Source organism: Xenorhabdus siamensis (assembly GCF_037996745.1).
In the GTDB taxonomy this organism is placed as follows: Bacteria; Pseudomonadota; Gammaproteobacteria; order Enterobacterales; family Enterobacteriaceae; genus Xenorhabdus; species Xenorhabdus indica.
In genome coordinates, this window is sequence record NZ_JBBMXE010000002.1 from 12,741 (window position 1) to 25,816 (window position 13,076).

10 protein-coding genes and 1 pseudogene are annotated in these 13,076 nt (G+C 41.9%); 8 read left to right on the top strand and 3 right to left on the bottom strand.

Annotated elements, in window-relative coordinates; all coding sequences use genetic code 11:
* Nucleotides 1-3 precede the first annotated feature (3 nt).
* Both AAC852_RS00970 and AAC852_RS00975 read left to right on the top strand, forming a co-directional pair.
* Nucleotides 4-669, top strand: coding sequence for a 3-oxoacid CoA-transferase subunit B (locus AAC852_RS00970; protein WP_340619409.1), 666 nt, complete (start codon nt 4-6; stop codon nt 667-669).
* Nucleotides 666-1,987: pseudogene (locus tag AAC852_RS00975) on the top strand (TIGR00366 family protein). The gene AAC852_RS00970 and the pseudogene AAC852_RS00975 overlap by 4 nt, the downstream one beginning before the upstream one ends.
* Before the next feature lie 12 nt (nt 1,988-1,999).
* Here the strand turns inward: AAC852_RS00975 and AAC852_RS00980 are convergent.
* Together AAC852_RS00980 and AAC852_RS00985 are read right to left on the bottom strand one after the other, a co-directional pair.
* Nucleotides 2,000-2,221 carry a hypothetical protein gene (locus AAC852_RS00980; protein ID WP_340619410.1) on the bottom strand — a complete coding sequence of 74 codons (222 nt, stop codon included), beginning with the start codon at nt 2,219-2,221 and terminating at the stop codon, nt 2,000-2,002.
* Between the two features lie 153 nt (nt 2,222-2,374).
* Nucleotides 2,375-3,001 carry an AidA/PixA family protein gene (locus AAC852_RS00985; RefSeq protein WP_340619411.1) on the bottom strand — a complete coding sequence of 209 codons (627 nt, stop codon included), beginning with the start codon at nt 2,999-3,001 and terminating at the stop codon, nt 2,375-2,377.
* 554 nt (nt 3,002-3,555) lie between these two features.
* On the opposite strand from AAC852_RS00985, the gene AAC852_RS00990 reads away from it, so the two are divergent.
* Entirely contained in the window at nt 3,556-3,897 is a 342-nt protein-coding gene (locus tag AAC852_RS00990) for an SH3 domain-containing protein (protein ID WP_340619412.1), read from the top strand.
* Between the two features lie 109 nt (nt 3,898-4,006).
* Here AAC852_RS00990 and prpR read toward each other — a convergent pair whose 3' ends face one another.
* Entirely contained in the window at nt 4,007-5,674 is a 1,668-nt protein-coding gene (gene prpR / locus AAC852_RS00995) for a propionate catabolism operon regulatory protein PrpR (protein WP_340619413.1), read from the bottom strand.
* 293 nt (nt 5,675-5,967) lie between these two features.
* On the opposite strand from prpR, the gene prpB reads away from it, so the two are divergent.
* The 5 genes from prpB (at nt 5,968) to AAC852_RS01020 (ending at nt 12,774) form a co-directional block, all read left to right on the top strand.
* Nucleotides 5,968-6,873 (top strand): methylisocitrate lyase, encoded by a 906-nt coding sequence (gene prpB / locus AAC852_RS01000; RefSeq protein ID WP_340619414.1) that lies wholly within the window; start codon nt 5,968-5,970, stop codon nt 6,871-6,873.
* Nucleotides 6,866-8,029 (top strand): bifunctional 2-methylcitrate synthase/citrate synthase, encoded by a 1,164-nt coding sequence (gene prpC, locus AAC852_RS01005; RefSeq protein WP_340619415.1) that lies wholly within the window; start codon nt 6,866-6,868, stop codon nt 8,027-8,029. Before prpB ends, prpC begins: the two co-directional genes overlap by 8 nt.
* A gap of 72 nt (nt 8,030-8,101) precedes the next feature.
* Entirely contained in the window at nt 8,102-9,577 is a 1,476-nt protein-coding gene (locus AAC852_RS01010; protein WP_340619416.1) for a bifunctional 2-methylcitrate dehydratase/aconitate hydratase, read from the top strand.
* A 78-nt stretch (nt 9,578-9,655) separates the two neighbouring features.
* Nucleotides 9,656-11,542 (top strand): propionate--CoA ligase, encoded by a 1,887-nt coding sequence (locus AAC852_RS01015; RefSeq protein ID WP_340619417.1) that lies wholly within the window; start codon nt 9,656-9,658, stop codon nt 11,540-11,542.
* Nucleotides 11,543-11,826: 284 nt separating this feature from the next.
* Entirely contained in the window at nt 11,827-12,774 is a 948-nt protein-coding gene (locus AAC852_RS01020; RefSeq protein ID WP_340619418.1) for a glycosyltransferase, read from the top strand.
* Nucleotides 12,775-13,076: the final 302 nt, after the last annotated feature.

Consider the following 13,076-nt stretch of genomic DNA (forward strand, 5'->3'; position numbering starts at 1 on the left):
TCCATGAACGCTAAAGAACTTATCGCCCGCCGCGTAGCCCTTGAATTGAATGATGGAGATATCGTTAACCTTGGTATCGGCCTGCCAACTCAGGTTGTGAACTACCTGCCTGAAAGGGTACATATCACCCTACAGTCTGAAAACGGCTTTCTCGGTCTGGGGCCTGTCACACAGCCGGATAAAGATCTGGTGAACGCTGGGGGGCAACCTTGTGGTGTACTACCGGGCGCATCTATGTTTGATAGTGCGTTCTCCTTTGCTCTGATCCGAGGTGGTCACGTTGATGCTAGTGTGCTAGGCGGATTACAGGTAGACCAGAATGCTAATCTGGCTAACTGGATGATCCCAGGCAAGATGGTGTCGGGCATGGGTGGTGCGATGGATTTGGTGACTGGCGCCCGCAGAGTGATCATTGCAATGGAACATTGTGCAAAAGATGGCTCAGCCAAAATTCTACGTCAATGCACTATGCCGCTGACAGCAGTGAATGCAGTGGATACGCTGGTTACTGAACTTGCGGTATTCCGTTTCGAAAACGGTCAGATGGTGCTATTTGAACACGCACCGGGTGTAAACATTGACACCATCAAAGCGAAAACCGAGGCCAAATTTATCATTTCTCCACACGTGAAAATGATGTCTCTTAATATAACTGAGGATAGCGTATGATCGGCCGCATTTCTCGTGTAATGACACGGTTTGTGAGCCGCTATCTGCCAGATCCGCTGATCTTTGCAATGCTGCTCACCATGCTCACTTTTATGATCGCGCTGTCGCTGACATCTAGCACATCAATGGATCTGGTCAAAATGTGGGGAGACGGCTTCTGGAACCTACTCGCTTTCGGGATGCAGATGGCGATGATTATCGTCACTGGTCACGCGCTGGCGAGTTCTGGCCCCGTTAAACGTATTCTGAGGCTAACAGCTTCACTGGCCAAAACCCCCACACAAGGTGTAATGCTAGTAACCTTCTTCGGTTCCGTGGCTTGTGTCATTAACTGGGGATTCGGGTTGGTTGTAGGAGCTATGTTTGCCCGTGAGGTCGCCCGTAAGGTTCCCGGTTCTGACTATCCGCTTATGATCGCCTGCGCCTACATCGGCTTCCTGACGTGGGGCGGCGGTTTTTCCGGCTCAATGCCGCTGTTGGCAGCAACGCCTGGCAATCCGGTTGAGCATATATCAGGTCTGATCCCAGTCAGCCAGACTATCTTTACCAGTTACAACATTTTTATCACTCTCAGCCTTATCGCCGTCATGCCGTTTGTCACCCGTATGATGATGCCGAAAAAGAGGAAATTATAATGATCGACCCGGCTTTGCTGGAAGAAGAGCCGGATTTCCAGAAAAAACTGCTGAAAGACGCCCCTCTATCTGAACGCATGGAGGAAAGCCGTATTATCGCGTGGATCATCGGAATACTAGGCTTCACCTACCTCGGTATATACTTCGCCAAAAACGGGTTCAACATCACCATTAACACTGTCAACATGATTTTCCTGCTGACCGGTTTATTACTGCATAAAACTCCAATGGCATATATGCGTGCAGTAGGGGCTGCTGCGAAAAGTACAGCGGGTATTCTGGTGCAATTCCCCTTCTATGCAGGCATTCAACTGATGATGAAAGGTTCAGGGCTAGGCGGGCTTATCACTGAATTCTTTATCAACGTCGCTAACAAAGACATTTTCCCGCTTATGACCTTCTTCAGTTCCGCACTGATTAACCTTGCAGTGCCATCTGGTGGTGGTCACTGGGTTATTCAGGGGCCGTTTGTCATGTCTGCCGCTGAAATGTTGGGCGCAGATTTAGGTAAATCAGTTATGGCTATTGCTTATGGTGAACAGTGGATGAATATGGCACAACCGTTTTGGGCATTACCGGCGCTGGCTATCGCAGGGCTTGGGGTACGCGACATTATGGGCTACTGCATCACGGCGCTCTTCTTCTCCGGTCTGATATTTGTTATCGGCCTCCTTCTATTTTAATGATGATAAGAATTAAGGAATTTTTATGGAACCTGGGTTATTTTTTATTACATCGAAAGAACCATAATCTGGTACTGTTCCCTTTATTAGGACTTCCATCTTTAGTTTATTCAAATATCCCCAAGAAATATTATCAACAAAACTATTTATCTTATGCACTTTAATTCCTAAAGTAATATCAGCAACCAACATATAATCTGAAAAATCAATTTTTGGATCATTAACTTCGGACATAAATTCCCCACTTATGATTATTAAAATTCAAAACAATTTCATCCTACCGCTAAACCAACAGAAAATTCGACTTTATTGACATAAAAAAAAAGGCCACGCATCTGCGCGACCTAAGAAGTTTAAATTTAATTCAGTTTTTTTGCCTGATAGAAATTATCTGTTATCCAGAACAAGGCCAGGCTCTGCGGCAATGTAACCCTGCAACATGCCTTCTTTATATATTCCCAAAATACACTCATAATACATGACACGCATAGTGCCCATAGGAGGCATCATATTGACTTTGGTCATCAAATAGCAACTTCTCACTTTCTGCATATCCACATCCATTGGATTTCTTACGTCAACAACTGGCATGTATTTTGTGCTGGCAACCATTTTGTGTGGCTCCAGCATTTGGACCATGTCACCTTGCATGACTTTCATCATCGGGTCCATGTTCATCATGGAGTCCATCTTCATCATCGGATCCATCTTCATCATGGAGTCCATTTTCATCATCGGATCCATCTTCATCATAGCAACAGAATAGTCAGGATTATTATTTAATGTTATTAAATTCATGCGAATTACATCTCCCACATCGCATTTAACCATTAAATTACCTGAGCAATCAACAGAAGTCATTGTTTCATCTTCATGGATGTAAGTAACATATTTTTTAAAAACATCCGCAGACCACATTGAAACTGGACTATTAATATCTTTGCTAAGTTTACCAAAGTCATTCATAATATCTTCGGTTCTTACACCCATTAATACATCAATCATTTTAGACATTATAGTACCCTCATTTGTTTATGGTATTAGTATGTTTTGCTACGCGACCAACATAGCACTGGGTCTGCGTTTTATTCATAAGCTTCTTACAGAACATATCATAACAAAATAATATAAAAGCCAAGTCTCAAAATGTATCCTTATAAAGGATCTTTTTATCATAATAAAGAAATGTTAAATTGTATTTTATATAGATTAATCACTAATAATGTGTAGGTTAACTGCTAAACATAATAATTTACTTGCCATGTTATAATGATGATTATTTATCAAAACATTTCAAAATAATCATGATTATAAATTTTTAATTAATTTGTCATCATTAACTCGTTGACATTCCGAATTTAAAAACAACAGATGAAAATAAATTCATCATGAAAATAATAACATAACATTATTGATAGTTTTGTTGTAAAATAAAACAGAATAATTTTTATCTTACCCGTCTCTTTTTAATATGTGACCGTCGAAGTTACATAGATATACAATTCTATTCGATGTATAATTACTTATTATTATTCCACCAGCTAAATTAAGCTAAATCTGGAGAAAACATGTTTGGTAAAGGTATCGTGATCAAAGATTATGTCAGTGCTTATCCAAATCCAATTCGCTTACAAGCTGGCGATGTTGTTGTAATTAGTCACAGTGATATAGAGTATCCCTACTGGGTTTGGGCGACAGATACATCAGAAATAAGTGGTTGGGTTCCACAACAAATCCTCTGTTTCATTCAGACTAATCAAGCGATCTGCACAGAAAACTATATCGCTCACGAATTAACTGTACAAATCGGCGAATGTCTATATTTGGAAAAGTTATTAAACGGTTGGTTTCTGGCACATAAAAGATGTGGTGAAACAGGCTGGATACCACAAGGTTGCGTGGAATTTTAAAAGAATATTACTTCCCTATTCCAGTGGGAATTTCAACTTACAGTCATTTTTCTAACCGTAAATTAACAAGTAAAATACGTAATTAGTAGAAAGATGAGGGTCTTTCCAGTTAATTTTTTTCCTGCGTCTGTTTCAGTCTCCGCCATAATGTTGTACGGCTAATTCCCAAATATTCTGCTGCTGCCCGACGGTTACCTGAAAAGCGTGCCACGACGTCATGTACTGAAATATCACGTTCTGACAGTAATGTTTCCTTAAAGGGAAAAGCGGTTATCTGCGTTTGCAGGTTATTGTTTGTTGTACCAATATCAGCCTGACGTTCAGGTGAAAGTGACAGTATTAATGCGGGAGTCAATACCTGATCAGGATTAGCACTTATGTAGAGAACGATTCTCTCCATCAGGTTACGTAATTCCCTCACATTTCCCGGCCAATGATAAGATTGCAGTATCTCATCGCAATGAGAAAGTTCGCGTACTCTTGAAGCAGAAACAGGTAAATTGAGTGTCGCAAATGCCCGCCGCAAATATTCCAACGCCAGCATACTGATATCATTTCCCCGCTCCCGTAATGCTGGAAGATTAATCCGCAATACGTTTAAGCGATAAAATAGATCGACACGAAAGCGCCCTTCGCGCACCCATTGATCCAAATCACAGTGCGTTGCACAAATGATGCGGACATCAACCGAAATTGGACGATATCCCCCAACTCTGACGACAGATTTCTCTTCCAATACCCTTAATAAGCGCGTTTGTAATGGCAATGGCATTTCACCAATTTCGTCCAGAAATAAGGTTCCTCTGTGCGCAATCTCAAATAATCCTGCACGCCCACCCCGTCGGGAGCCGGTAAATGCACCTTCTTCGTAGCCAAACAATTCAGCCTCTAATAACGACTCAGCAATTGCCCCACAGTTGACGGCAACAAATGGCCGAGGATGCTTTTCCTTTAATTGACCATAACGCAAGGTATATTCATGATGAATAGCCTGTGCAACCAACTCCTTACCTGTACCACTTTCTCCCTGAATCAATACGGTAGCCGTTGAACGAGCGTATAGCATAATTGTGCTGCGCACACGCTCTATTGCGGGGGAATTTCCCCGAATGTCATTGATAGTATGTCTGATCCGCAGCTTATCTTTAGTAGGATAAGGTGAAATCACGGCTTGATTAAGTTTGGCCATTTTAGCCATATCTAAAGCATCATGAAATGCCTGCCGGATAGAAGCAGCAGAATAGACAAACACGCCCACCAGCTCAGCTTCATAAGCCAGATCGGTGATCAATCCAGCACCTACAATCACTTTAATTCCATTCGCTTTCAAGGCATTAACTTGTGCTCTGGCATCTTCTTCTGTCGCATAACTACGTTGTTCAATACGCAGATTAAAACGTTGCTGAAATTCCTCCAACGCAGGCAAGGTACTCTGATAAGTGATCACCCCAATGCGCGAGCTAATTTGTCGGGCGCGAGCCAGTGCCTGCATAAAATCAAACCCACTGGCTTTGGCTATGATCACCGGCACTGATAAGCGACTTTTTAGGTATGAGCCATTAGAGCCTGCACAAATCACAGCATCACAATGTTCGTTTTCCAGACGCTTGCGAATATGTTGCACCGCTTGTTCAAAACCAAGATGGATTGGGGTGATATCAGCCTGATGATTAAACTCTGGTGTGATATCTCGAAAAAGATCAAAAAGGCGGGAGATGGAAACTGTCCAGATAACCGGTTTACTATTATCACGTTCTTCGGTTTGTATCGGTATCATATCTTTCTCCTTCTGCGTTTTCCGCCCGTCCTTTACGATGTTTCATTTCTCCAGAATGGAACAAAATTGAAACATCATCAGGTTCATTTTAAAACAAGTATATACTATACCTCATAGAAACTCAGAAACCCCAACATAGAAAAACCAATTAATCTATTGATTATTAATGAAAAATAAAAATACACTCATGATCCGTCTCAATTATCCTCCTTATTTTTACTTTTTGGCACAATACTTGCTTAATTAACAATTCAATACAAATTGATTTCATTTTTATAATAATGGAGTTATACATGGGATTTTATTCTGCTGGTTTAACTTTTCGTCAGGCAATAAAAGAAGAATCTCCGTTACAGGTGGTAGGAACCATCAATGCGAATCATGCATTGCTGGCAAAACGAGCAGGCTATAAAGCTATCTACCTTTCCGGTGGCGGCGTATCAGCCGGTTCATTAGGTCTGCCGGATCTTGGCATCTCAACACTGGATGATGTGCTGACCGATACCCTGCGCATCACCGATGTATGTGATTTACCTCTACTGGTAGATGCAGATATCGGATTTGGTTCATCAGCATTCAGTGTTGCCCGTACAGTTCGGTCTATTATTAAAGCAGGAGCTGCCGGACTACATATTGAAGATCAAGTCGGTGCAAAACGTTGTGGTCATCGGCCAAACAAAGAGATTGTCTCAAAAGAGGAGATGGTAGACCGCATCAAAGCCGCCGTTGACGCCCGTAGCGATGAACATTTTGTCATTATGGCTCGTACCGATGCATTGGCAGTAGAAGGGTTGAGTGCTGCTCTCGATAGAGCCGAAGCCTATATTGAAGCAGGAGCAGATATGCTGTTTCCGGAAGCAATGACTGAGCTACAAATGTATAAAACATTTGCTGCAATAACTCAGGTTCCAGTACTGGCAAATATCACTGAATTCGGGGCCACTCCGCTCTTTACTCTCGAAGAGTTAAGCAGCGTGGATGTCTCTATCGCCCTCTATCCCCTGTCAGCTTTTCGCGCCATGAATAAGGCCGCAGAACAGGTCTATACCACACTCCGTCGCGATGGCACGCAAAAAAATGTGCTCGGTATGATGCAAACCCGTAATGAACTGTATGAAAGCATCAACTACTACGATTTTGAACAGAAACTGGATGCCCTGTTTTTCCAGAAAAATAACAGAGGTGATACACATGAATGAACAAAATACAAAGATTGAAGCTACATCATTTAAACCGAAAAAATCTGTTGCCTTATCGGGTATTACTGCGGGTAATACCGCACTTTGTACTGTTGGAAAAAATGGTAAGGAGTTACATTACCGGGGTTATGATATTTTCGATTTAGCAGCCCATTGCGAATTTGAAGAAGTTGCCTATCTGTTAATCCACGAAAAACTCCCTTCCCGTGCGGAGTTGGCAGCCTACAAAACCAAACTGAAAGCATTACGCGGTTTGCCAAGCAGTGTTAAGGCTGCGCTGGAAGCCCTGCCCGCAGTCGCCCATCCAATGGATGTCATGCGTACGGGTGTCTCCGTTCTTGGTTGTACTCTACCAGAAAAAGAAGATCATAATCTCCCAGGTGCCCGTGATATTGCTGATCGTTTACTTGCCTCCCTCAGCTCCATATTGCTTTATTGGTATCACTATAGTTATAACGGACGCCGTATTGATGTTGAAACTGATGATGATTCTATCGGCGGCCATTTCCTTCATCTTTTGCATGGCAAAAACCCCCCCGCATCCTGGGAAAAGGCGATGCACACTTCTCTGATCTTGTACGCAGAACATGAATTCAATGCTTCTACTTTTACCAGCCGCGTGATTGCCGGTACAGCCTCAGATATGTACTCCGCCATTATTGGAGGAATCGGTGCCCTGCGAGGGCCAAAACATGGCGGTGCCAATGAGGTTTCATTCGAAATTCAACAGCGTTATGACACACCAGATGAAGCAGAAGTCGATATTCTCAAGCGATTAGAAAAAAAGGAAGTGATCATTGGCTTTGGACATCCAGTTTATACCGTTTCTGACCCACGCCATAAAGTGATTAAAGATATAGCCCTGACCCTTTCCAAAGAAACAGGCACACTTCAAATGTTTAATATTGCGGATAGAATTGAATCTGTGATGTGGGATAAGAAAAAAATGTTCCCAAACCTTGATTGGTTTGCAGCCGTATCATATCACATGATGAGCGTTCCCACCGCTATGTTTACTCCACTGTTTGTCATTGCCCGTACTTCCGGTTGGGCTGCACACATTATTGAGCAGCGTGTTGATAACAAAATTATTCGCCCTTCTGCCAATTATACCGGCCCGGAAAATTTGTTCTTTGTTCCAATTGAACAGCGCTGATACCGACTGATAAGTGCCTTTTAAATAGTACTAATTCATCCCTTACATACAATTTTTCAAAAAGGATTGATTATGTCTACCTCTATTCCTGCTTCTACACTGACTCCCGTTGTTAATGATCGTCCCGAATATGATCAGGTGATTGTAGATATCGTGGATTATGTCATGGATTACATCGTCGTTTCCCCTATTGCCTATGTCACAGCCCAACACACATTTTTAGATGCATTAGGTTGTGGATTAGAGGCATTGGAATATCCCGCCTGTACCAAATTATTGGGGCCGATTGTGCCGGGTACAGTTGTCCCCAATGGTGCACGAGTGCCGGGTACTCAGTTCGAGCTTGATCCGGTACAGGCTGCGTTCAATATAGGTACTCTTATCCGCTGGCTGGATTTCAACGATACCTGGCTGGCTGCTGAATGGGGACATCCGTCTGACAATATCGGCGGAATACTCGCTGTCGCTGACTGGCTGTCAAGAAATGCTGTAGCCCGTGGGGAACAACCACTCACTATGTGGGATGTATTTACCGCCATGATTAAGGCATACGAGATCCAGGGTTGCCTGGCACTGGAAAATGCTTTCAATAAAGTCGGACTGGACCATGTCGTTCTGGTCAAAATTGCTTCAACCGCTGTGATTGCCCAAATGTTAGGACTGGATCGTGAACAGATATTAAGTGCCGTTTCACTCGCTTGGGTAGACGGTCAATCCTTAAGAACCTATCGTCATGCTCCCAATACAGGTTCCCGCAAATCCTGGGCGGCAGGAGACGCGACTTCCCGTGCTGTGCGTCTGGCCCTGATGGCGCAAAAAGGTGAAATGGGTTATCCCTCTGTATTAACCGCTAAAACCTGGGGATTTTATGATGTCTTGTTCAACAGCGAGCCATTTCAATTTCAACGCCCCTATGGCAGCTATGTGATGGAAAACATACTGTTCAAGGTTTCTTTCCCCGCTGAGTTTCATGCACAAACTGCGGTTGAAGCCGCCATACAGTTACATAATCAGTTGAAAAAACTTGGTAAAAAAGTCGAAGATATCGCCAAAATCACTATTCGTACCCATCAGGCTTGTATCCGCATTATCGATAAACAAGGCCCGTTACATAATCCAGCCGACAGAGATCACTGCATTCAGTATATGGTTGCGATTCCATTGCTGTTTGGTCGTCTTACCGCTACGGATTATGAAGATGATGTCGCTAAAGATCCGCGTATTGATGTCTTACGGGAAAAAATAGTCTGTGTTGAAGATCCTGATTTCACGAAAGATTACCATGACCCGGAAAAACGCTCTATTGCCAATGCCCTGACTATCTCCTTCAACGATGGCAGCCAATTTGATGAAGTCATAATAGAGTTCCCAATCGGGCACAAACGACGCCGTACCGATGGTATTCCCACTCTGCTGGAAAAATTCAAAACCAATCTGGCCCGGCGCTTCTCAGCAGAACAGCAACAAAAAATACTGTCAGCATCCCTTGAACTGAACAATATCAAAGACATCCCGGTAAACGAATATCTTGACTTGTACGTTGTTTAATCTGCCTACTCAGCGGTTCTCATTTCAGGAACCGCTATCCTATCATTATGTTAGGAAAATACTGCGTTAGGAGAAATTATGTCATTCCAAGATTTTTACCAACGTTCGATTGATGAACCCAACGCCTTCTGGGCAGAACAAGCCAAACGAATTCATTGGCAGCACCCTTTTGCACAAGCTCTGGATCACAGTAATCCTCCTTTTGCTCGCTGGTTTTGCGGTGGAAAGACCAATTTATGTTACAACGCATTAGATCGCTGGCTGGAAAGACAACCTGATGCTAAGGCACTGATTGCGATTTCAACAGAAACGAATACTGAACAAGTCTTCACTTACCAGGAGTTACATCAGGAAGTTAACCGGGCTGCGGCTATTATGCTTTCTCTCGGTGTCAAAAAAGGTGATTGTGTTGTGATATATATGCCGATGGTGGCGGAAGCCTTATTTATCTTACTTGCCTGCGCCCGTATCGGTGCTATCCACTCTGTGGTTTTTGGTGGTTTTGCTGCCCATAGTCTCGCTACCCGATTAGATAATGCTGAGCCAGTATTAGTCGTTTCTGCTGATGCTGGCTCCCGTGGAGGAAAAATCATTCCCTACAAGCCATTGCTGGATGAAGCCATTGAATTAGCGGTACACACACCACGTCATGTATTGATGGTCAACCGTGGACTGGCTGAGATAAATTGGGTCAGAAACCGGGATGTGGATTTTGCCACCTTGCGACAATCCTATCTGGATGCAAAGGTTCCAGTAACATGGCTGGAATCCAATGAAGTTTCTTGTGTTCTCTATACATCAGGGACAACAGGAACACCCAAAGGTGTACAACGTGATGTTGGCGGTTATGCAGTAGCGCTGGCGACATCAATGGAGATTATTTTTGGCGGTAAAGCTGGCGGTGTATTCTTTTGTACATCAGACATCGGTTGGATCGTAGGACATTCCTATATTGTGTATGCTCCGCTGATCGCGGGTATGGCAACTATTATGTATGAAGGTTTGCCCATCCGGCCAGATGCCAGTATTTGGTGGCAAATTGTGGAAAAATACCGGGTCAACAGGATGTTTTCCGCACCAACGGCCATTCGTGTTCTGAAGAAATATCCTACAAACAGTCTCTCTCAATACGATATTTCTTCTCTTGAAACACTCTATCTGGCAGGTGAACCACTTGATGAGCATACTGCACGTTGGGTGACTGAAACCATTAACGTACCTGTGATTGACAATTACTGGCAAACAGAAACGGGCTGGCCAATCATGACAATAGCACGAGCACTGGATGACAGACCAAGTCGTTTTGGCAGTACAGGATTCCCAATGTATGGTTTTAACGTCAAGTTGATTAATGAACTGACCGGACAGGAGTGTGATAACAACGAAAAAGGCATGTTGGTCATCAAAGGCCCTTTGCCTCCCGGATGTATCCAAACTATTTATGGTGATAATAACCGTTTTGTGAATACTTACTGGAAGCATTTTGATCAGCAAGTTTACTCCACTTTTGATTGGGGGATCCGTGATCGTGATGGTTACTACTTTATTCTGGGGCGTTCAGATGACGTGATTAATGTTTCGGGACATCGTCTGGGAACCCGGGAAATCGAAGAGTGTATCGCCAGCCATGAAGATGTTGCTGAAGTCGCGGTTATCGGTATCAAAGATGATGTAAAAGGGCAGGCCGCAGTTTCCTTTGTCGTCCTCAAAGAAGGACGTGAAATTCAGAGTGCCGACCATTTTGCCACTTTGGAAAAATCACTAATGAGTCTGGTCGATAAGAAAATTGGCAGTGTTGGACGCCCAGCACGCATCTATTTTGTCACGCAATTGCCAAAAACACGTTCAGGGAAAATGTTACGCCGCACCATGCAGGCCATTTGTGAAGGTCGTGAACCCAGTGATATTGCTTTAATTGAAAATCCTGCTTCACTGGACGTAATACGAGATGCGGTTTCTCATTAAAAATGGATTAATAAAAGTGAAGTTCATTCCAATAACCGACTTATTTTGTGGCAGGAATGTGATATTTACCTCTTTTCTGTCACAAATAATAAGGCTGCTATCTTTTATTTAAAACACCAAAAAAGATAAAATTTTGCCATAATAAATATATATACTCTATCTTCAAAATCGCTTCCTTTGTTGGTTACTTTCATTTATCTCTCTCATAAAATCGATATTCATTGAATATATCATATATATTATGATATATTTTATAAAATTTAAAACTAAATATGTAGAATAGCATGAGTAAAATCATTATCAATGGCATTTCAGATAAAAATTTCATAGAAAAATATGCTTACGATTTTCAATATATAATAAATAGAAAAACAGATCTCGACAGCCTCTCAGAAAGATACTATCGTAAAGGAAAATCTTGTTGGGTCATGCAAACTTTAATTAACCTTAATTATTATTATGGAGATTGTCTAGACATTAGATTAACCAATAAAGCCGAAGATAATGCTATTAATATATTACACTATGATAACTTTAGCTCTAAGACTAAACCATGGAGAGGAAATACTATAGTTTGCCAGGCTGATCGTCCATCAGTTCACGGTGCTGATTATGTGATTGTGCAAAATCCCCTACAGGCTAAGAATGGAAAAATTTTCATCCCTCATTGGCCTCAGCCAGGATTAAAACCAAGAGCAAAAAATAATAGCGAAATAAAAACCATTGGTTTTTTTGGGCATGAAGATGCATTACCCGATTTTTTTTCAGACAAAACATTAGAAAATGAGCTAAATTCAAGGGAAATTAATTTTATAAAATCGAACAAAGGTTGGACTGATTACAGCAATATAGATATTGCTATAAGTTTTAGACGCGATTATACAAATATCATAAGAAAACCAGCCAGTAAGCTCATCAATGCATGGAATGCAGGTTGCCCTGTCATTTGCGATGATGAACCCTCAATGAGAGCAATAAGGCTAAGTGAATTAGATTATTTGATAGCAAAAACTCCTGCAGAATTTATAGATGCAGTGGATAAATTGAGAAATCAGTCAAATTTATATTTATCGATGATATCAAATGGAAAAAAAAGATTTGAAGAATATAACCGAGAATCTACTGCCCAAAAATGGTTTCGTTTAATACAAGAAGTTTATAACAATAATCAAAATTCCAAAAAAACTTCTCAGTTCATTAAGTTTTATTTTCACAAATTAATATCACGTTGAAGCAAATCAATCAAAATAGGCTATTTGAAATTTTAACAATAAAAATGAATAAAAAAGAGGGTTACAGTATAACCATAGTTGATGTTACCTCTATTCTTCTCATTTTAGCTTTCGTTTAATCGATGTTTAGCAGAATAGTATTACTATGCTTTTGTACTACATTTTCCCAGCTACTTTTACCCATTCCTGCTCCGTGCCAATGCGGAGCTTTTTTTTATTCTTTTGATTTGCGTCACGTTTTGAACCAGCGTACGTATATTACGTACGCTGGTCAAAAATTTTGCCACTGCCAAAATAACCAA